General features: G+C 71.9%; 18 protein-coding genes and 2 tRNA genes. 13 read left to right on the plus strand and 7 right to left on the minus strand.

What is annotated here, in order from left to right; all coding sequences use genetic code 11:
- Positions 1-262: 262 nt before the first annotated feature.
- The 4 genes from K415_RS0114730 to K415_RS0114745 all read left to right on the plus strand — a co-directional run bounded on the left by K415_RS0114730 (position 263) and on the right by K415_RS0114745 (position 3,698).
- Positions 263-1,429 (plus strand): N(5)-(carboxyethyl)ornithine synthase, encoded by a 1,167-nt coding sequence (locus K415_RS0114730; protein WP_024287810.1) that lies wholly within the window; start codon positions 263-265, stop codon positions 1,427-1,429.
- A 106-nt stretch (positions 1,430-1,535) separates the two neighbouring features.
- Positions 1,536-2,246: a maleylpyruvate isomerase family mycothiol-dependent enzyme gene (locus K415_RS22030; protein ID WP_024287811.1), complete on the plus strand. Its 711-nt coding sequence runs from the start codon at positions 1,536-1,538 to the stop codon at positions 2,244-2,246.
- A 100-nt stretch (positions 2,247-2,346) separates the two neighbouring features.
- Entirely contained in the window at positions 2,347-2,817 is a 471-nt protein-coding gene (gene rnhA / locus K415_RS0114740) for a ribonuclease HI (RefSeq protein ID WP_024287812.1), read from the plus strand.
- Between the two features lie 53 nt (positions 2,818-2,870).
- The gene (locus K415_RS0114745; protein ID WP_024287813.1) at positions 2,871-3,698 is read left to right on the plus strand and encodes a class I SAM-dependent methyltransferase; all 828 of its coding nucleotides are present in this window, start codon (positions 2,871-2,873) and stop codon (positions 3,696-3,698) included.
- Between the two features lie 21 nt (positions 3,699-3,719).
- On the opposite strand, the gene K415_RS0114750 is transcribed toward K415_RS0114745, so the two are convergent.
- Complete coding sequence (locus tag K415_RS0114750; RefSeq protein WP_024287814.1) at positions 3,720-4,748, minus strand: heparan-alpha-glucosaminide N-acetyltransferase domain-containing protein; 1,029 nt, start codon at positions 4,746-4,748, stop codon at positions 3,720-3,722.
- A 13-nt stretch (positions 4,749-4,761) separates the two neighbouring features.
- Positions 4,762-6,207, minus strand: coding sequence for a GGDEF and EAL domain-containing protein (locus tag K415_RS0114755; RefSeq protein ID WP_081785060.1), 1,446 nt, complete (start codon positions 6,205-6,207; stop codon positions 4,762-4,764).
- Positions 6,208-6,239: 32 nt separating this feature from the next.
- Between K415_RS0114755 and K415_RS0114760 the strand changes: the two genes are divergently transcribed.
- The 3 genes from K415_RS0114760 to K415_RS0114770 are packed head-to-tail and all read left to right on the plus strand — an operon-like array spanning position 6,240 to position 9,420.
- Positions 6,240-7,025 carry a fumarylacetoacetate hydrolase family protein gene (locus K415_RS0114760; RefSeq protein WP_024287816.1) on the plus strand — a complete coding sequence of 262 codons (786 nt, stop codon included), beginning with the start codon at positions 6,240-6,242 and terminating at the stop codon, positions 7,023-7,025.
- A 44-nt stretch (positions 7,026-7,069) separates the two neighbouring features.
- Positions 7,070-8,599 (plus strand): glutamate--tRNA ligase, encoded by a 1,530-nt coding sequence (gene gltX, locus K415_RS0114765; protein WP_029663864.1) that lies wholly within the window; start codon positions 7,070-7,072, stop codon positions 8,597-8,599.
- Complete coding sequence (locus K415_RS0114770) at positions 8,596-9,420, plus strand: HAD family hydrolase (protein ID WP_024287818.1); 825 nt, start codon at positions 8,596-8,598, stop codon at positions 9,418-9,420. Before gltX ends, K415_RS0114770 begins: the two co-directional genes overlap by 4 nt.
- Here the strand turns inward: K415_RS0114770 and K415_RS0114775 are convergent.
- The 3 genes from K415_RS0114775 to K415_RS0114785 all read right to left on the minus strand — a co-directional run bounded on the left by K415_RS0114775 (position 9,390) and on the right by K415_RS0114785 (position 13,835).
- Positions 9,390-11,006, minus strand: a complete 1,617-nt coding sequence (locus K415_RS0114775; protein WP_024287819.1) for a methyl-accepting chemotaxis protein — start codon at positions 11,004-11,006, stop codon at positions 9,390-9,392. The two genes, K415_RS0114770 and K415_RS0114775, sit on opposite strands and share 31 nt — an antisense overlap.
- Before the next feature lie 161 nt (positions 11,007-11,167).
- A complete protein-coding gene (locus tag K415_RS0114780; RefSeq protein WP_024287820.1) occupies positions 11,168-11,965 on the minus strand; it encodes a sulfite exporter TauE/SafE family protein in 798 nt (265 codons plus the stop codon).
- Between the two features lies 1 nt (position 11,966).
- A complete protein-coding gene (locus K415_RS0114785) occupies positions 11,967-13,835 on the minus strand; it encodes a gamma-glutamyltransferase family protein (RefSeq protein WP_024287821.1) in 1,869 nt (622 codons plus the stop codon).
- Between the two features lie 220 nt (positions 13,836-14,055).
- On the opposite strand from K415_RS0114785, the gene K415_RS0114790 reads away from it, so the two are divergent.
- A tRNA-Gln gene (locus K415_RS0114790) sits at positions 14,056-14,127 on the plus strand.
- A 100-nt stretch (positions 14,128-14,227) separates the two neighbouring features.
- Positions 14,228-14,300 (plus strand) — tRNA-Glu (locus K415_RS0114795).
- Between the two features lie 81 nt (positions 14,301-14,381).
- Here K415_RS0114795 and K415_RS0114800 read toward each other — a convergent pair.
- Positions 14,382-15,101, minus strand: a complete 720-nt coding sequence (locus K415_RS0114800; RefSeq protein ID WP_024287822.1) for an IclR family transcriptional regulator — start codon at positions 15,099-15,101, stop codon at positions 14,382-14,384.
- A 97-nt stretch (positions 15,102-15,198) separates the two neighbouring features.
- Here K415_RS0114800 and leuC point away from each other — a divergent pair, with 97 nt between their 5' ends.
- The 3 genes from leuC (at position 15,199) to K415_RS0114815 (ending at position 18,027) form a co-directional block, all read left to right on the plus strand.
- On the plus strand, positions 15,199-16,650 hold the full coding sequence (leuC, locus tag K415_RS0114805) for a 3-isopropylmalate dehydratase large subunit (RefSeq protein ID WP_024287823.1): 1,452 nt from the start codon (positions 15,199-15,201) through the stop codon (positions 16,648-16,650).
- Between the two features lie 31 nt (positions 16,651-16,681).
- Positions 16,682-17,353 carry a 3-isopropylmalate dehydratase small subunit gene (leuD, locus tag K415_RS0114810; RefSeq protein WP_024287824.1) on the plus strand — a complete coding sequence of 224 codons (672 nt, stop codon included), beginning with the start codon at positions 16,682-16,684 and terminating at the stop codon, positions 17,351-17,353.
- 158 nt (positions 17,354-17,511) lie between these two features.
- Positions 17,512-18,027: an HU family DNA-binding protein gene (locus tag K415_RS0114815; protein ID WP_024287825.1), complete on the plus strand. Its 516-nt coding sequence runs from the start codon at positions 17,512-17,514 to the stop codon at positions 18,025-18,027.
- A gap of 66 nt (positions 18,028-18,093) precedes the next feature.
- Here K415_RS0114815 and K415_RS0114820 read toward each other — a convergent pair whose 3' ends face one another.
- A complete protein-coding gene (locus K415_RS0114820; RefSeq protein WP_024287826.1) occupies positions 18,094-18,948 on the minus strand; it encodes an LLM class flavin-dependent oxidoreductase in 855 nt (284 codons plus the stop codon).
- 167 nt (positions 18,949-19,115) lie between these two features.
- On the opposite strand from K415_RS0114820, the gene murA reads away from it, so the two are divergent.
- Complete coding sequence (gene murA / locus K415_RS0114825; protein WP_024287827.1) at positions 19,116-20,432, plus strand: UDP-N-acetylglucosamine 1-carboxyvinyltransferase; 1,317 nt, start codon at positions 19,116-19,118, stop codon at positions 20,430-20,432.
- The last annotated feature ends 21 nt before the right edge of the window (positions 20,433-20,453 follow it).

The raw sequence follows: 20,453 nt of genomic DNA on the forward strand, positions 1-20,453 counted from the left end.
CGGCAGGTGAGTCTCGGGGAGGTCGCTCGGGCGCCGCTGCACCAGGCCGATCCGTCGGTCGTGCACGCGATCCCTCCGATTCCCCGGACCACTGACGACCTCGTCGCGCTCGAGGCCTGGACAGCAGCCACCGCCGACTCGCTCGAGGAAGCCGCGACGCAGGCGAGTCGACGGGCGGACCCGCGCCGCCCGTGGCGGCGGCGGGCTGGGGCGTATTGTCACCCAGACGGAGCCGCCGCGGTTCCCCTTCGAGGGAGCGACCGTGAATGCGAAGACCCTGGGGATCCTGTCCTCGTGCCGCAAGGCCGACGAGCTACGGCTGCCGCTCCACCCCGACCATCTGGACCGGATCGACCCCGCATTGCGGGCCCGGATCACCCTCGAAGAGGGGTACGGCGAGCGTTTCGGTCTCACCGACGAGCAGCTCGGCCCACAGGTCGGCCGGATCGCGTCGCGTCGTGAGGTGCTCGCCGGGTCCGACGTGATCCTGCTGCCCAAGCCGCAGGCGGCGGACCTCGCCGAGCTGCACGAGGGGCAGGTCCTGTGGGGCTGGCCGCACTGCGTGCAGGATCGCGCCGTGACGCAGGTGGCGATCGACCGCCGGCTGACGTTGATCGCTTTCGAGTCGATGCACCACTGGTCGAGCGACGGTTCGTTCGGCCTCCACGTGTTCCACAAGAACAACGAGCTCGCCGGTTACTGCTCCGTGCTGCACGCGCTCCAGCTCGCGGGCTCGACGGGGGACTACGGCCGTCGGCTGCGGGCCGTGGTGATCGGCTTCGGCGCGACCGCGCGCGGCGCCGTCACGGCCCTCAATGCTCACGGCGTCCACGACGTGCACGTCCTGACCAGTCGGAGCGTGGCAGCTGTCGCCGCGCCGATCCACTCGGTCACGATGGCGCACTTCGACCAGGACGACACGGCGCCGCTGAGCGAGGTGGTGGTCGACGGCCGGCGCGTGCCGATCGCGCCGTACCTCGGTGAGCACGACATCGTGGTGAACTGCACGCTGCAGGACACGGACGCACCCCTGACGTACCTGCACGATGTCGACCTTGGCGCCTTCCGCCCCGGCAGCCTGCTCATCGACGTGTCATGCGACGCGGGCATGGGCTTCAGCTGGGCGCGACCGACCTCGTTCCGCTCTCCTACCTTCGAGGTCGGTGACCACCTGCGCTACTACGCGGTGGACCACAGCCCTTCCTACCTCTGGGCCTCGGCCTCGTGGGAGATCAGCGAGGCCCTGCTGCCCTTCATGGAGTCCGTCATGGCGGGGCCTGCAGGTTGGGCCGCCGACGAGACGGTGCGGCGGGCGATCGAGATCCGGGACGGTCAGGTGGTCAACCCGCGCATCCTGTCGTTCCAGGACCGTGCCTCCGACTACCCCTACCCGCCGCGCCCCGCCGACGTCGCGCCGATGACCGCCTGACACACCACCAGCGGGCGTGCCCGCAGGGGCCGCCGGTGAGGGGGGCGCGGCAGGACCGGAGCGGCTCGCTCTTGCCGGACGGGACGCCGACGAGTGGGATGGTCGTGTGACCGCTGACCTGGACGTGACCCTCGAGCAGATCCGCTACATCGACCGCCTCCTGCTGTGGGCTCTGCACGGCCTGACGGACGAGCTGGTGGTCGGACCCTCCGGCCTGCCCGACTGGACCCGCGGGCACGTCCTGGCCCACATCGTCGGCGTGGGATCGGCCGGCGCCCGTCAGATCGAGACGGCGGCAGCCGGCGGGCTCGTCGACTTCTACGACGGCGGCCGCCCGGCGCGCGACGCAGCGATCGACGCGGGTGCGGGTGCCGCAGCGGCCGAGCACGTCCGCCTGGTCGGCGCGACGGTTGCGCGGATGGAGGCGGCGCTCGACCGGCTGACCCCGGAGGTGCTCGACCGGCCGACCGGCTACCGCGATCGCCCCGCCGCGTCGATCGCGCTGCTGTGGTGGCGCGAGGCCGGCATCCACCTGACCGACCTGGACCTCGGGGTCGACAACACCGCCTGGGACCTGGCGCTGCGCAACCACCTCGCGGACTACCTGGTCGACCGGGTGCCGGACGGGACGCGGCTCGAGCTCGAGCCGACCGACGTCGACGAGCCGCGGTCGCTCGGCACGGGGGAGTCGGTCACGGTGCGTGGCGCCGCCGGCGACGTCATCGCGTGGCTGGCCGGCCGCGAGCCGCTCGCCCCGGTCGTCGGCGAGCGCGGTGGACGCCCGTGCCCGCTGCCCGAGCTGCGTCCCTGGCCCTGAGCCGCCAGCCGCCTGAGCTGCCTGAGCTGCCTGGGCCCGCTCGGCGCCTGGACGCGCGGCGACGCGCACCGGGCCGGGTGCCGGCCGTAAGGTGTGCGCCATGCCCACGGCCGACCTGACCTCCACCGCGGACCCGTCGGAGGTCGCGATCTGGACCGACGGCGCCTGCAAGGGCAACCCGGGACTTGGTGGCTGGGGCGCCTGGTTGCGGTCCGGCGACCACGAGCGCGAGCTGTTCGGCGGTGAGGTCCTGACGACCAACAACCGGATGGAGCTGACGGCCGTCATCGAGGCCCTGCGCGCTCTCAAGCGGCCCTGCGCCGTGACCCTGCACGTGGACTCGACCTACGTCATGAACGGCATGGGCCGGTGGCTCGCAGGCTGGAAGCGCAACGGCTGGAAGACCGGGGACAAGAAGCCGGTGAAGAACAAGGAGCTCTGGCAGGCGCTCGATGCCGAGATCGCGCGGCACGACGTCACCTGGGTCTGGGTCAAGGGCCACTCGGGAGATCCGGGCAACGAGCGGGCCGACGAGCTCGCCAACCGCGGGGTCGACTCCGTCCGGCCCTGAGGTCCGCCATGCGAGACGTGTCGTCTTAGGACTTGATACCACGGGTTGACGTGGTGGTTACTGAGCAGGTGACCATCCAGGACGTCTACACGCACGGCCACCACGAGAGCGTGCTGCGCTCGCACCGCTGGCGCACGGCGCAGAACTCCGCGGGCTACCTGCTGCCGCTGCTCGAGCCGGGGCTGCGGCTGCTCGACGTCGGGTGCGGTCCTGGGACCGTCACGGCCGACCTCGCGGCGCTCGTCGCACCCGGCGAGGTCGTCGGGCTGGACACCTCGGCCGCCGTCCTCGACCTCGCCCGGGCGACCGCCGCGCAGGCCGGGGTCATGAACGTCACGTTCCGCACCGCCGACGCGACGGCGCTGCCGTTCGAGGACGCGAGCTTCGACGTCGTGCACGCCCACCAGGTCCTCCAGCACCTGACGGATCCGGTCGCGGCGCTGCGGGAGATGCGTCGCGTGACCCGTCCCGGAGGCGTCGTCGCGGTGCGCGACGCCGACTACGCCGCCATGACCTGGTACCCGCCGTCGAGCGGGCTCGACGAGTGGCTGGCGCTCTACCACGAGGTCACTGTCGCGAACCGTGCCGAGGCCGATGCCGGACGGCGCCTGCTGAGCTGGACCCGTGCGGCCGGCTTCGACCCGGCCGGGATCACACCGAGCGCCGGTGTCTGGTGCTACGCCACGCCGGAGGACCGCACCTGGTGGGCCGACGTCTGGGCCGAGCGGGTGACCTCCTCGGCCTTCGCCCAGCAGGCGGTCGGCTACGGCCTGGCGGACGACGTCGCGCTCGAGCTCCTGGCCGAGGCGTGGCGCGCCTGGGGCCAGGCCGACGACGGCTGGTTCGCGATCCTGCACGGGCAGGTGCTGGCGCGCGTCTGAGCGTCGGGCTGCGCGTCGTCCTCAGTCGACCGGCACCGGCTCGGCGACCGGTGCGACCCGGTCACCGACCCATGACGACACCCGGTGCAGCAGCCGTTCGAGCGGTCCGCGTCCCCACCGCAGGCGCCATGCCGTCGTCGCCACCAGGGTGACCACCACGAACGCCAGCCACACGCTCGTGCGCGGCGCGTAGACCACGCCGGGTCCGAGGGTGGCCAGCACGACGATGTGCGTGGCGTAGGCGGTCAGGGCGAGGGCGCCCGTCGCGGCGACAGGTGTGACGAGCCGCGGGGCGCGTTCGGCGATCGCCAGGCAGGCGACGAGCACGACCAGCACGACGCCGGTGTTCCCCACGACCTCGGTGGCGGTGTCGGCGTGCGGCTCCGCCGTCAGCAGGGCCCTCAGGGCCGGCTCGTGCACGAGCCGCATCGCTGCCGCCGACGTGCCGTAGCCGACCAGGACGCACGCCGCACCCGCGCCGAGCAGGACCCGTCGCACGACCGGTGCCGACAGGTCGCTGCGACCGACGGCGAGCCCGACGAGCAGGTAGGCGAACCAGACCAGGGCCGGGTAGTACTCACCGACGACCAGCTCGGCCATGAAGGAGCGCTCCGGCAGGCCGGCCAGCCGCGCGGCCTGGACGACGGGCGGCCCGAGGAGGACCACGACGAGGGCGGCACCGACCAGCACCCGACGTGGCCAGCGCAGTGCACCGGTGAGCAGGACGAACATGAGCGCGTAGCCGGGCAGGATGACCGCGACGGGCGTACCCAGAGCCATCAGGGCCAGGCCGATCAGGCCGATCAGTGCCGCGCGCGCGACGATCCGCGCACGTGCCCTGCGCAGCGGGACCGAGGGTGTCCGGCCCCCGCTCAGGAGTGCGGCGGACACCCCGGCGAGCAGGGCGAACGTCGCCGCCGACCTGCCGTCGGCGACCTGGAGCCAGCCGGTCGGCGACCAGAAGTCGTCTGCCGCCGGGCCGACGTGCGCCGTGAACATCCCGAGGACCGCGAGGCCTCGCGCCACGTCGATGCCGACGACTCGCTGCACGTGCGCAGCGTAGTCACATGGCAGCGGTCATCTGGTGCGGGACGGTGGTCCTGAACGCGGCCACCGGCGCCGGAGCGGCCCATGCGGACGCACCGAGCGCGACCTCCGCGACCGCGACGGGCCGGGCGAGCAGGAAGCCCGATGCGGCATCGCAGCCGGTGAGCCGCAGCTGGCTCAGCTGCTGCGCCGTCTCGACCCCTTCGGCGATCACGTCCGCCCCGAGCCCCTTGGCGAGGGTCACGATGCCGTTGACGACCGCGTCGCCGGTGATCGAGCCGAGCGCGTTGACGAAGGACCGGTCGATCTTGATCACGTCGACCGGGAACCGGACGAGCCGGGCCAGCGAGCTGTAGCCGGTGCCGAAGTCGTCGATCGCGACCTGGACGCCCAGCGCCTCGACCCGCCGGAGCTCGGCCGTGGCGTCGTTCTTGTGCGCCAGCGCCGACTCGGTCACCTCGATGCCGAAGCGGTGCGCCGGGAGCCCGACCCGGTCGAGCTCCGATCGGAGCATCACCGCGAGCCCCTCGTGCGAGAGCTGGCGGGGCGAGACGTTGACCCACACGGTGAAGCCCTCGAGGTCGGACCAGAGGGCTGCCTGGTCCATCGCCGTGCGGATGACCCACGCGCCGAGCGGCTCGATGAGGCCGCACTCCTCGGCCATCTCGATGACCTCGAGCGGCGGGATCACCCCGCGGACGGGGTGGTGCCAGCGCAGCAGGGCCTCGACGCCGATCACCTTGCCGGTGCCGAGGTCGAAGGCGGTCTGGTAGTGCAGCTGGAGCTGGGTGGTCTGCAGGGCGATGACCAGGTCCCGCTCGAGGGATGCCATGTGCATCCGCTCGGCGAGGTCGGCGTCCTGCTGCTCGCCGAACCAGGCGGCCTGATCACGTCCGGAGGCCTTGGCGCTCTGCAGCGCGAGGTCGGCCCGCCGCAGCACGGTGTCGGCCTGGGAGCCGTGCTCGACGGTGGCCAGGCCGATGCTCGCGGTGACCCGGAGCTCCTTGTCGGCGACCGGCACGGGTTCACGAACGAGGGCGAGCACCGCGCGGGCCAGCTCGTCGACCGCTGCGGGGTCGGTGCTCTGCAGGGCCAGGAGGAACTCGTCGCCGCCGAAGCGACCCACGAGCAGCCCGGGGCGCGCCAGCGTGCTGAGCCGCGCGCCGAGCGTCGCGAGCACGCGGTCCCCGGCGGAGTGCCCGGCCGTGTCGTTGAGGAGGGTGAAGTGATCGATGTCGACGGTCAGGAGACTCACGCCGGCCGTCCGGTCCGCTGCGAGTCCTGCGTCGAGCAGCGTCGTCATGTGCTGTCGCCCCAGGAGACCGGTCAGAGGATCGCGCACCGCTCGGGCTCGCCGGGTGTCCTTCGGCATGCGTTCCCCTCGTCCTCGCGCCGTCCTGGCACGACAGCTTCCGGCACGTCCTGTGCTCGTCTGTTCTCTCGGCAGGTCCCGGTCGTACATGAGAGATCTTGTGCAGCGAATACGCTGCGAGCATGCGCATCGCCAGGTTCAGCACCGGAGACGACCCCCGCTACGCCATGGTCGACGGCGAGCCCGGCGCCGAGGAGCTGGTCGTGCTGCGTGGCGACCCGATCTTCATGCCGGTGCAGCAGACGGGGGAGACCATCCCGCTGAATCGGGACGACGTCCGGCTGCTCGCCCCCGTGATCCCGCGCTCCAAGGTCATCGGGGTGGGCCGCAACTACGCGGACCATGCGGCCGAGATGGGCAACGAGCTGCCGGCCGTGCCGATCCTCTTCCTCAAGCCGAACACGAGCGTGATCGGCCCCGACGACCCGATCGTCCTGCCGCGCTGGTCGCACGAGGTGCACCACGAGGCCGAGCTCGCGGTCGTGATCGGCAAGGTCACCAAGGACGTCTCGCCCGAGCACGCCCTCGAGCGGGTCTTCGGCTTCACCGTGGCCAACGACGTCACCGCCCGTGACCTGCAGCGTGCCGAACCCCAGTGGACGCGGGCCAAGGGCTTCGACTCCTCGTGCCCGCTCGGGCCCTGGGTCGTCCCGGGGCTCGACGTCGACGACCTCGCCGTCCTGGCGCGGGTCAACGGCACGACGAGGCAGGACGGCAACACGTCCCAGATGGTCTTCGACGTCGCGCAGCTCATCGCGTTCGCCTCGCAGGTGTTCACGCTGCTGCCCGGCGACGTGATCCTGACCGGCACCCCGGCCGGCGTCGGACCGATCGTGCACGGGGACGTCGTCGAGGTCGAGGTCGAGGAGATCGGCGTGCTGCGCAACCCCGTCGTCCGACGGGACTGAGCACCCCGAACGGCCCAGGTCGCCCCGGCTAGGCTGGGTCCACCATGACTGAGAACCTCCCTGCTGCCCCCGTGCGCTCCGCCGAGGGCTCCGCGATCCGTGTCCGTTTCTGCCCCTCGCCGACCGGGACCCCGCACGTCGGGCTGATCCGCACGGCCCTGTTCAACTGGGCCTATGCCCGCCACGTCGGGGGCACCTACGTCTTCCGGATCGAGGACACCGACGCAGCGCGCGACAGCCAGGAGAGCTACCTGCAGCTGCTCGACGCCCTGCGCTGGCTCGGGCTCGACTGGGACGAGGGTGTCGAGGTCGGTGGCCCGCACGAGCCGTACCGCCAGTCCGAGCGGCTGGACATCTACCGGGACGTCGCGGCGCGGCTGCTCGAGGCGGGGTTCGCCTACGAGTCCTTCTCGACGCCCGAGGAGGTCGAGGCCCGCCACCGCGCCGCCGGCCGTGACCCCAAGCTCGGCTATGACGGCTTCGACCGTGACCTGACGCCGGAGCAGATGGCTGCCTACCGCGACCAGGGCCGTGAGGCCGTGCTGCGGATCCGGATGCCGGCCGGTGACGTGGTCTTCACCGATCTGATCCGCGGCGAGCTGTCGTTCAAGGCCGGTTCGGTCCCGGACTTCGTCATCGTGCGGGGCAACGGCCAGCCGCTCTACACGCTCACCAACCCGGTCGACGACGCCCTGATGGGGATCACCCACGTGCTGCGCGGTGAGGACCTGCTGTCCTCGACGCCGCGTCAGGTGGTGCTGTACCGGGCCCTGATGGCGATCGGGGTCGCGCAGGTCGAGCCGGTCTACGGTCACCTGCCGTACGTCCTGGGCGAGGGCAACAAGAAGCTGTCCAAGCGTGACCCCGAGTCGAGCCTCTTCCTGCACCGCGAGCGGGGCTTCACGCCTGAAGGCCTGCTCAACTACCTCGCCCTGCTCGGCTGGGGGATCGCACCGGACAACGACATCTTCACCGTCGAGGAGATGGTCGCCGCCTTCGACGTCGCCGACGTCAACCCGAGCCCGGCGCGCTTCGACCTCAAGAAGGCCGAGGCGATCAACGCCGTGCACGTGCGCATGCTCGCCCCCGCGGTGTTCCGCGAGCGCCTGGTGCCCTACCTGCACGCGGCCGGTGTCGTCTCGGCCGCAACCTACGCCGGGCTGCGCGACGGCGAGCGCACCGTGCTGGACGCCGGCGCGCCTCTGGTCCAGGAGCGGATGACGCTGCTGGGTGAGGCCGTCGGGATGCTCGGCTTCCTGTTCGTCGCCGACGACGCCCTCGTGGTCGAGGACGACGCCCGCTCCGCCCTGCGCGAGGATGCCGGCCGGGTCCTCGACGCCGCCATCGGCGCGCTCGGGCCGATCCCGGCGGAGGCGTTCACGACGGGCGCGACCCAGGACGCGCTCGCGGCCGCGCTGGTCGAGGGCATGGGCCTCAAGCCCCGGCTCGCGTTCACCCCGTTGCGCACGGCGGTCTCCGGTCGCCGGGTCTCGCCGCCGCTCTTCGAGTCGATGGAGATCCTCGGCAAGGCGTCGACGCTGGCGCGGCTCGACGCACTGCGTTCGAGCCTGTGAGCGGTTCGACGCCGCCGTCGAGCACCGCGCGTGCGGATGCCGGGGGCCGGCTCATCGACGGTGTCCTGTTCGACGTCGACGACACGCTGATCGACACCCGGGGCGCCTTCGGGGTGGCCCTCGACCAGATCGTCCGCGCCTACCTGCCGGACGTCGACGGCACCCGGCGCGACGAGGTCGTCGCGGTGTGGCGTGCCGATGCCACGGGCCACTACGCCCGGTACGCAAGGGGCGAGATGGGCTACCAGGAGCAGCGGATGGCCCGGGCCAACGAGCTGCAGGCGACCTTCGGCGGCGCCCTCCTCGACGACGAGGCGTACGGGGCCTGGAACGCGGTCTTCGAGGACGGCTTCACCCGCGCGTGGGCCGCGCACCCCGACGCGCACGACACCGTCGACCTCCTGCTCGCGGCGGGCGTCGCCGTCGGTGCGCTGTCCAACGCCGCGGTGGCGTACCAGACGAGCAAGCTCGACCGGGTGGGGCTCAGCGGCCGGGTGCCCATGCTGGTCGGTGTCGACACCCTCGGCGTCGGCAAGCCGGACCCGCGGGTGTTCCTCGAGGCCTGCCGTCGACTGGGCACCGAACCGGCGCGCACCGCCTATGTCGGCGACGAGCTCGACGTCGACGCGCGTGCGGCCGTTGCGGCGGGGCTGTCGGGCGTCTGGGTCGACCGACCTGGCCCGCGTCGCGTCGAGGTCCCCGATGACGACATCGCGGCCGCCCGCGAGGCCGGGATCCTGGTCGTCACCTCGCTCACCGACCTGCCAGCGGCGCTGGGGCTCGTCGGGCCTCAGCAGGTGAACTGGCCGACGAGCTGTTGAAGGTCGGACGCCATCCGGGCCAGCTCGGTCGCCGCCTCCGAGGTGCTACCGGCCGCGGTCTGGGTGTCTGAGGCAGTCAGTGCGATACCTGTGATGTTCGAGGCGATCTCGGTCGACCCGGTCGCGGCCTCGCTCACGTTGCGGGCCATCTCGTTCGTGGTCGCCGTCTGCTCCTCGATCGCCGAGGCGATCGTCGACTGGGTGTCGTTGATCTGCCCGATGATCTCCGAGATCTGGTTGATCGCCGCCACGGCGGCCTTGGTGTCGGTCTGGATCGCGTCGATCCGACTCCCGATGACCTCGGTCGCCTTCGACGTCTCCTGAGCCAGCTCCTTGACCTCGCCGGCCACCACCGCGAACCCCTTGCCCGCCTCACCGGCACGCGCGGCCTCGATCGTCGCGTTCAGCGCCAACAGGTTGGTCTGCTCGGCGATCTGGTTGATCACCTTGATCACGTTGCCGATCTCCTCGGAGGACGCACCGAGCTTGGCCACCGTCACACTCGCGCTGTGCGCCACCTGCACAGCCTGCGCCGCAACGTCCGCGGCGCTGGTGGTGTTCTTGGCGATCTCCCGGATCGAGGCCGACATCTCCTCCGTCGCGGCCGCAACGGTCTGCACGTTGGTCGACACCTGCTCCGCGGCCGCCGACACGATTCCGGCCTGGGCCGCCGAGTCCTCCGCCGATCCCTTCATCTGCGCCGACACGGCCGAGAGCTCCTCGGAGGATGACGCGAGGCCCTGCGCGTTGTCGCCCATGGCGCCGATCGCCGCTCGCAGCTTGACCATCGCGCGGTTGAGCGCCGAGGCCATCTGGCCGACCTCGTCCCTGGTGCTCACGTCCAGCTGCTGGTCCAGGCGACCCTCTGCCAGGCCCTCCAGGATCTCCACCGTCTTGCGCAGCGGACGAGCGATCATCCGCCCGATCCCGACGGCGAGCCCGATCGACAGGGCGAGGGCGGCGAGGATGACTCCGATGATCAGGGCGCGGGCGCTCTGGTACTCGGCCTGCGAGTCGGCCAGGGCCTGCGCCGCGGCGGTGTCCTCGACCTCGGCGAGGCCCTCGAGGTTCGTGGCGACCCGGTTGATCAGCGGGACGATCTGCTCATCGCGCAGCTCGATGAACTCGGCTGTCTTGCCGGCCTCGATCAGCGGGATGATCTGCCCTTCGCGGATCTCGCGGTAGTCGGCCATCGCCGCGACGTAGTCGTCGCGGAACGCCTCGCGACCGGTCATGTCGGTGGCCGTGTACTTGGCCCAGTTCTCGTCGATCCGGCCGTCCAGCTCGACGATCTTCGCCTTGATGGCGGCCTGCGCCGTGGGGTCGGCCGCCAGCGCCAGCTCCAGGACCTGACGGCGCACCGACTCGAAGTCGCTCTCGACGCTGCCGAGCCACGCGATCGCCTGCAGGCTGTCGCGGTACATCGCGTCGAGGTGCGCCTGGGCGGTCGCGAGCTTCGAGATGCCGATGGCGCCCACGCCGACCATCAGCATGGACACGGCGAGGAATCCGACCAGGAGCTTCTGCGCCGTCTTCATGTTGCGGAAGAAGGCGAGCGGACCCGTACGCGTTCGGTTCTGCGACATGGGATGTCCCTTCGCCGTTGCCGGCATGAGTGAACTGCTCGAGGGGTGGGTGCTCCTGCCCTGCCATCGGCCCACGTGCCGCATTCATGAAGGTTCGGACGCCCTTGGGGGTTCTGGCGCGCAGCGAGAGTGGTAGGCAACGGACCCGTCGCGAACCGCTGTCAGCGGTTGACGGCGATCGCGACGGCGGCCGCGAGAGCCACGACCACGATCAGGGTGCGCAGCACCGGTGCCGGGATCCGGCGGCCCACGCGTGCGCCGAGCACGCCACCGACGGCCGAACCCACCGCGATGAGCGCCGCCAGCTGCCAGTCGACGACCCCGCCGACGACGAAGACCGTTGCCGAGACCAGGTTGGCGACCCCGGCGAGGACGTTCTTGGCACCGTTGGCCCGCTGCAGGTCGGTCGTCCAGGCGATCCCGAGCAGCGCGACCAGGACGACGCCCTGCGCCGCGCCGAAGTAGCCGCCGTAGACGCCGGTCGCGGCGATGCCGACGCCGAGCCCCACGGTCAACGGCAGGGTCGAGATGTCCGCGTGGTGGGTCTGTGTGACGTTCGCGCCGACGCCCTGGGCGTGTCGCCGGAGGTGTGCCGCCACCCGGGGCTGGACAGCGGCGAGGACGGCGGCCAGGACCAGGAGCCACGGGACGACAGCGGTGAAGGACTCGGCCGGGGCGGCCAGCAGGAGCAGCCCACCGCCGACGCCACCGAGCGCCGAGAGCGTCGCCATCCTGGCCACCGTCGGCCAGTGCCCGCGGAGCTCGCGTCGGTAGCCCCAGGCCCCTGTCACGGCTGCAGGGACCAGGCCGACGGTGTTGGAGACGTTGGCGGTCAGCGGCGGGACGCCGAGGGCGACCAGCAGCGGGAAGGTGATCAGGGTCCCGGCGCCGACGACGGTGTTGATCGTCCCGGCCAGGATCCCTGCCAGCAGCACGATCCCGAGCTCGAACGGCTCCATCTCAGCGGCCCGCCGCGTAGGCCTGCATGCTGCGTGGCGTCGCGGCCGCGTGCAGCATGCCGTCCGGGCGGACCCCGACAGCGGTCAGGCGCCCCAGCGACCACGGGCCGGTCTCGGTGACGGCGTGCCCCCGGCGTCGCAGGTCGGCGAGGACGTCGGGGCCCAGCCGGACCTCGGCGTGCAGACCACGGAGCTCCACGTCCCGGGGGTCGAACGACGAGACCAGGTGCGTCGTGTGCCAGGTCGGTGCGTCGACGGACTCCTGCAGGTCCATCCCGTACACGAGGTGGTTGAGCAGGAACGGGACCTGCCACTGGTCCTGCTGGTCGCCGCCCGGCGTGCCGCACGCCAGCTCGGGCACCCCGTCGCGCAGGACGAGCGTCGGGCTCAGCGTCGTGCGGGGACGTCGTCGGGGGCCGAGCGAGCCGGGCAGGCCGCGTTCCAGCCAGAACATCTGCGCCCGGGTGGGCAGCGCGAAGCCGAGCGCCGGGATCACCGGTGAGCTCTGCAACCAGCCGCCGCTCGGGGTGACGGAGACGATGTTGCCGGCCCGGTCGACCACGTCGAGGTGGCAGGTGTCACCCCGGGTCGTCCCGTCCGCCGCGGTCTCACCGGAGGGTGCGGGTGCGAACGTCGGCTCACCGGCGCCGACGGCGGGCTGCTGCGGATCCGTGGTCCGGCCGGCTGTCGCCAGGAACCGGGCCCGGGCGACCTGGGCGACGACCCGCCGCGGGAGTCGTGGCCAGGCTCCCGCGTAGCCGGGGCGCAGCAGGTCGGAGGCGTCCGGCCCGATCAGCCGACGTCGCTCGTCGGCGTACGGCTCGGACAGCAGGATCCCCAGCGGCACGTCGGTGTGGTCCGGGTCGCCGTACCACGCGTCGCGGTCGGCGAAGGCGAGCTTGGCGGTCTCGACGACGGTGTGGACCAGCTCGGCGGAGCCGGGCCGCGTGTCGGCCAGGTCCATCCCCGCCAGCACGGTGAGCTGCTGGAGCATGGCCGGTCCCTGTCCCCACGGCCCGGTCTTCGCGATGGTCCGGCCGGCGAACTCGACAGTGACCGGCGCCTCCTCGCGCACGCGCCACGTCGCGAGGTCGTCGAAGGTGAGCAGCCCCGTGTGCGGGCGACCGGAGGAGTCCATGACGGCCGTCGTGCAGAACCGGGCGATCTCCTCGGCGACGAAGCCCTCGTAGAACGCGACCCGGGCGGCCTCGATCCCCGCCTCACGGTCCGGTCCCGCCGCCTCGGCCGCCGCGGCTAGGCGTTCGAGCGTGCCGGCCAGGGCCTCGTTGCGGAACCGGGCCATCGGTGCCGGTGCCCGCCCGCCCTCGAGGTACACCGCGGCCGACGTCGGCCAGTGCTCGGTGAACAGGTCGGCGACCCGGGCGATCGTCGCCGCAGCCTGGGCCAGGAGCGGGTAGCCGTCCCGTGCGTAGCCGATGGCGTAGGCGAGCACATCGGCGGCCGGCCAGGTCCCGTAGCGGGCCAGCAGGTCCATCCAGGTGCCGAAGGCACCCGGCACCACGGCGGCGAGCAGCCCGGTCCCGGGCACGACGTCGAGCCCGAGGTCCTCGAACGCCTCGGGGGTCGCGGCGGCGGGGGAGCTGCCTTGTCCGCACAGGACGAAGGGCTCGCCCGAGCCGGCCGTGCAGCCGATCACCGGGACGTCGCCGCCGAGCCCGTTGAGGTGCGGCTCGACGACGTGCAGGACGAGCCCGGCGGCCACCGCGGCGTCGAAGGCGTTGCCGCCCCGCTCGAGCACGGCCGCACCGGTCTGCGAGGCGAGCCAGTGCGTCGAGGCCACCATCCCGTGCGTCCCGACGAGCTCGGGTCGGGTGGTGAAGGGTGGGGCGCCGGAGGTCACGACGGGCATGGTCGCACGGTCGGGCCGGTCCGGGCTGCAGGACGTCCCTGCCGGGCCACCGGACGGCCGTCGCAGGGGCCTCGACGGATGGTTCGCGGGTCCGTCACCGCGCACCACGTTTGGTGCCACCCCTCGCCTCGGGTAGAGTTCCCCGCCGGTACGACGTCCGGTTCTCGAGGTGTCCCGTCCCGTCCCGGGGCAGGTGCTCAGAGGGCCGCGTTATACCCCATGGGGTATGGTGTAATTGGCAGCACGACTGGTTCTGGTCCAGTTAGTCTAGGTTCGAGTCCTGGTACCCCAGCGCATGTCACCCGGTGCCGACCGACTCGTCGACCGGGCTGAGGACGCGCATGATGTAGAGTTTCCGCGGTCGATCCCCCCAGTGGGGAGAGATCGTCCAGGCCCCCATCGTCTAGAGGCCTAGGACGCCGCCCTCTCACGGCGGTAACAGGGGTTCGAATCCCCTTGGGGGTACGTACGAAGCCCGGTCACCTTGCGGTGACCGGGCTTCTTTCGTCGGTGCGGCCGTGCGGGTCGGTCAGCCGTGCGGGTCGGTCAGTCCGCCGTGCGGCGAAGGACCTCGGTGAGGCGGTTGGCCGCCGCCACCACGGCGCCGGCGTGCAGGCGGCCGGGCTGGCGGCTGAGCCGCTCGACCGGACCGGAGATCGAGACCGCCGCGACGACGCGCCCCGACGGGCCGCGCACCGGCGCGGAGACCGACGCGACGCCGGCCTCCCGCTCCGAGACCGACTGGGCCCAGCCGCGCCGTCGGACACCGGACAGGATCGTCGCGGTGAACTTCGCACCCTGCAGACCGCGGTGCAGGCGGTCCGGCTCCTCCCAGGCGAGCAGGATCTGGGCGGCGGAGCCGGCCTGCATCGTCAGGGTCGCACCGACCGGGATCGAGTCGCGCAGACCGATCGGGCGTTCGGCTGCCGCGACGCAGATCCGCTGGTCACCCTGGCGGCGGTACAGCTGGGCGCTCTCGCTGCAGTGGTCGCGCAGCGCGATCAGGACGGGGTTGGCGGCCGCCAGCAGACGGTCCTCTCCGGCGGCGGTGCTGAGCTCGGACAGACGCGGCCCGAGGACGAAGCGTCCCTGCATGTCGCGGGCGACGAGCCGGTGGTGCTCGAGGGCGACAGCGAGCCGATGTGCCGTCGGTCGGGCAAGATGGGTGGCGGCCACCAGCTGTGCAAGGGTCGCCGGACCCGCCTCGAGGGCGCTGAGTACCGAAGCGGCCTTGTCCAGCACGCCGACTCCGCTAGAGTTGTCCATAGGTCGATACTGTCGTCTCGCGGGCTGAGACGCAAGTCTTTCGGCCGGATTGGTTCCAGGGCCACCCGTCCGGGTGCAGAACGCGAGAGGACAGCACATGGCCGGCACGCTGGCGGAGAAGGTCTGGGACGCACACATCGTGCGTCGGGGGAGCGACGGGGCGCCCGACCTGCTCTACATCGACCTGCACCTCGTGCACGAGGTCACCAGTCCGCAGGCCTTCGAGGGCCTGCGGCTCGCGGGCCGCCCGGTACGCCGACCGGACCTGACGATAGCCACCGAGGACCACAACACGCCCACCCTGGACATCGACCGGCCGATCGCCGACCTGACCAGTCGCACCCAGATCCAGACCCTGCGCAACAACGCGGCCGAGTTCGGTGTCCGGCTGCACTCGCTCGGCGACGCCGACCAGGGGATCGTCCACCAGGTCGGGCCGCAGCTGGGTCTGACGATGCCGGGTCTGACGGTCGTGTGCGGCGACTCGCACACCTCGACCCACGGCGCGTTCGGCGCGCTGGCCTTCGGGATCGGCACGAGCGAGGTCGAGCACGTCCTGGCGACCCAGACCCTGCCGCTGGCCCCCTTCAAGACCATGGCGATCACCGTGGACGGGATCCTTCCGGTCGGGACGACCTCCAAGGACATCATCCTGGCGATCATCGCCAAGATCGGCACCGGCGGCGGCCAGGGCTACGTGCTCGAGTACCGCGGCGAGGCGATCCGGGCGCTGTCGATGGAGGCCCGCATGACGGTCTGCAACATGTCGATCGAGGCGGGTGCGCGCGCGGGGATGATCGCGCCGGACGAGACCACCTTCGAGTACCTCAAGGGTCGCCCGCACGCCCCGGAGGGCGCCGACTGGGACGCCGCCGTCGAGTACTGGCGCACGCTGCGCACCGAGGACGACGCGGTCTTCGACGCCGAGGTGGTCCTCGGCGCCGCCGACCTCGAGCCCTTCGTGACGTGGGGGACCAACCCCGGGCAGGGCCTCCCGCTGTCGGCCAACGTCCCGGTGCCCGCCGAGATCGCCGACGAGCACGAGCGCGTTGCCGCCGAGCGAGCACTCGAGTACATGGGCCTGCGGCCCGGCATGCCGCTGCGCGAGATCGCCGTGGACACGGTCTTCATCGGCTCGTGCACCAACGGTCGGATCGAGGACCTGCGATCGGTCGCCAAGCTGGTCAAGGGACGCAAGAAGGCCGACTCCCTGCGCGTCCTGGTGGTCCCCTCGTCCGCGCGGGTCCGCCTGCAGGCCGAGGCCGAGGGCCTCGACACGATCTTCCTGGACTTCGGGGCCGAGTGGCGCAACGCAGGATGCTCGATGTGTCTGGGGATGAACCCCGACCAGCTCGCGCCGGGGGAGCGGAGCGCCTCGACGTCGAACCGCAACTTCGAGGGCCGCCAGGGCAAGGGCGGACGGACCCACCTGGTCTCCCCGCTCGTGGCCGCCGCCACGGCGATCCGGGGGACGTTGTCCTCGGTCGCCGACCTCGGCGCCGACGTCGTCGTGCCCGACGGCAGCCCGTTGACCGACCAGTCCGCCTGAGCCCACGCACGAAGAGAGTGTGAGAAGCACGATGGAGAAGTTCAGCCAGCACACCGGTGTCGGGGTCCCGCTGCGGCGCAGCAACGTCGACACCGACCAGATCATCCCTGCGGTCTACCTCAAGCGGGTGACCCGTACGGGCTTCGAGGACGCGCTGTTCGCCGCATGGCGCAGCGACCCGGCGTTCGTCCTCAACCAGGACGCGTACGCAGCAGGTTCGGTGCTGGTCGCCGGACCGGACTTCGGCACCGGCTCCTCGCGTGAGCACGCCGTGTGGGCGCTCAAGGACTACGGCTTCCGCGCCGTGCTCTCGGCCCGGTTCGCCGACATCTTCCGCGGCAACTCCGGCAAGCAGGGGCTGCTCGCGGCCCAGCTGGCCCAGGAGGACATCGAGCTGATCTGGAAGATGCTCGAGACCCGGCCCGGCACCGCGGTCACCGTCGACCTGGTGGCCAAGCAGGTCCGCTGTGCCGACGTCATCGTGCCGTTCGAGGTGGACGGCTACACCCGGTGGCGCCTGATGGAGGGCCTCGACGACATCGGTCTGACCCTCAAGCACGAGGCGGAGATCACCGAGTTCGAGACGACACGTGCCTCGTGGCGCCCGCGGACCCTGCCGGCCAAGCACCTGCCGCCGGTCGAGATCGTGGCCGCACGCCCCGTCACACCGAGGATCCCGACCGGCGACGACGCCCTGGCCTGACGAGCGGGCCCGGCCCGATCGATGCCGGCGGGACCGGCCCGATCGGCGCCGACGTGCTCGCGCGGCGCGATGGACCGCGCGAACGCTTGCCCGTAGCGTTCAGGGGTGCTGCGCGCCGGACGCGTGTCCTTGCGCACACCCGACCCGGAGGTGTCTGGATGAACAAGACCGAGCTCCTTGCGATGCTGGAGGTCCGGCTGGGGAGCCGCGGAGCCGCTGTCGCCGCGCTCGACACGGTCCTCGACGAGATCCAACAGGCGATCGCGGCCGGCGAGCGGGTGACCCTCACCGGGTTCGGCACCTTCGAGCGGGTCGAACGCCCGGCCCGGATCGGACGCAACCCACGCACCGGTGCGGCCCTCGAGATCGCCGCGTCCGCCGGCGCCAGGTTCCACGCCGGATCGGCGCTGAAGGCGGCTGTCGCCGGTGGCGCGCCGGCGACGCGCACCGCCGTGGTCGTCGCATCGTCGGGCCCGAGCGCGTCGGTCGCCGCGAAGGGCACCGTCACCACGAAGGGCACCGCCGCGAAGGGCACAGTCACGAAGAGCACCGCCGCCAAGCCGACGGCTGCGGCCTCGACGAAGAAGCCCAAGGTCAAGAAGGCCGAGAAGCCGGGCAAGAAGTCGAGCTCAGGCAAAGCTGCCGGCGCCAAGAAGGCGAAGAAGAAGAAGTAGCCCGCCCCGGCCTGAGCGCGTTCAGGGACCTGGGCGACGTCCGCGAGCTGCTCGACACCGATCGCGTCACAGGACCGGCGGCCCTTGGCGGATCCGAGCCAGGAGCGACTCGGGCGTGTCCCGGTCGTCCCAGCGCGACTCGACCCACCACGTCGCGCCGGCTCGGGCGTAGGGACGCAGGTGCTCTGCCGCAGCATCGGCGTCGTCCGACAGGCGTCCCTGCAGCACGACGTCGAACACCGCGCCGGTCGGCGGAGACACGGCGTCGACCGAGCCCTCGGCGCGGCGGCGGCCGAGCCACTCGACCGCCGCCGCGACGTCGTCGGGCGGGAACTCCGCCTCCGTGCCGCGCTGCTGCAGGACGATCCCGTCCCAGCGGGCCGCCCGGGCCATCGACCGCTCGTAGGGCCACACCCCGACCGTCCAGACCGGGATCCGCGGCCGTTGCACGGGCCGCGGCGCGATGACCAGGTCGGTCACCGTGTGGTGGGTGCCGGCATACGAGAACGGCTCGCCGGTCCACGCCAGGTCGAGGATCGCGAGCGCCTCGTCGAGCCTCGCCGCGCGCTCGCGGTAGGTGCCGGCCTCGCCGCCGACGTGGGAGAAGCCGCCGTCCTCGGTCGCGCCGAGACCCACCGGCAGCACGAGGCGGCCGCCGGAGAGGTGGTCGACGGTCAGTGCCTCCCGCGCGACCTTCCACGGCCGCCGCCGGGCCAGCGGGAAGACCATCGCGCCGAGCCGGATGCGCTCGGTGCGCACCGCGACGGCCGCGAGCACCGCCCACGGGTCCCAGGTGTCCATCGGGCCGATGCTGATCCCGTCCCAGGTGAAGAAGCCGTCCCAGCCGCAGGCCTCGGCCTCCTGCGCCATCGCGACCACCTCGTGGGCGCTGCCGTGGCTTGCGACGAACCCGAACCTCATGGTCGACCTCCTGTGCCGGCTCGATCCTGGCCCGATGCCCGTGCGGGTGCTCGCCCGGCGCTCACCCGATCGGCCCAGCCGCATCCGAGCGTAGGTGAGACGACCGACACGCCCCCCGGGCCTGCTGCGATGTGACGTACCGCGTTCCGTAGGCGACCATGGGGTCCATGCAGGATGTCCTTCACGTCAACGGCGGCACTCCCTTGCACGGCGAGATCACCGTCCGGGGCGCCAAGAACTTCGTCTCCAAGGCCATGGTCGCCGCACTCCTGGGCGACGGGCCGAGCGTCCTCCGCAACGTCCCGGTGATCCGGGACGTCGGCGTCGTCACCGGGCTGCTCGAGCTCCACGGTGTCGATGTCGTCGCCGACACGCAGGCCGGCGTGCTGACCCTCGACCCGAGCAAGGTCGAGTCGGCGCACGTCGCGGACATCGACGCGCACGCCGGCTCGAGCCGGATCCCGATCCTGTTCTGTGGTCCGCTCCTGCACCGCCTCGGTGAGGCGTTCATCCCCGACCTGGGTGGTTGCCGGATCGGCGACCGGCCGATCAACTACCACCTCGACATCCTGCGGCAGTTCGGCGCGATCGTGGAGAAGCGCGAGCAGGGGATCCACATCCATGCTCCGCGCGGCCTGTTCGGGACGAAGGTCGAGCTGCCCTACCCGAGCGTCGGCGCGACCGAGCAGCTCTTGCTCACCGCCGTCCGCGCCGACGGCATCACCGAGCTGACCAACGCCGCGATCGAGCCGGAGATCCTCGACCTGATCAACGTGCTGCAGAAGATGGGCGCGGTGATCTCGGTCGACACCGACCGGGTGATCCGGATCGAGGGTGTCCCTCGGCTCAGCGGCTACCGGCACACGGCGCTCTCGGACCGCATCGAGGCGGCGTCGTGGGCGTCCGCGGCGCTCGCCACCCACGGCGACGTCATGGTGCGCGGGGCGAGCCAGCCGGAGATGACCGCCTTCCTCAACACCTTCCGCAAGGTCGGTGGCGAGTTCGAGGTCGAGGACGAGGGCATCCGGTTCTTCCACCCGGGTGGCGACCTGAGGTCGATCGTCCTGGAGACCGACGTCCACCCCGGCTTCATGACCGACTGGCAGCAGCCGCTCGTCGTGGCACTGACCCAGGCCAAGGGGCTGTCGATCGTGCACGAGACGGTCTACGAGAACCGCTTCGGCTTCACCGATGCGCTGCGGGGCATGGGGGCCACGATCCAGGTCTACCGCGAGTGCCTCGGCGGCCACCCGTGCCGGTTCGGGCAGCGGAACTTCTACCACTCCGCCGTCATCTCGGGCCCGACGCCGCTGGCCGGGGCCGACATCGAGGTCCCTGACCTGCGCGGCGGCTTCAGCCACCTCATCGCGGCGCTGACCGCCAAGGGCTCGTCCTCGGTACGCGGCATCGGCCTGATCGACCGTGGCTACGAGTTCTTCACCGAGAAGCTCACGGCGCTCGGGGCCGAGTTCTCCCGGGACTGAACCCGGACCGGGGCCGACCGG

The sequence above is a fragment of the Cellulomonas sp. KRMCY2 genome (assembly GCF_000526515.1).
GTDB lineage: Bacteria > Actinomycetota > Actinomycetes > Actinomycetales > Cellulomonadaceae > Actinotalea.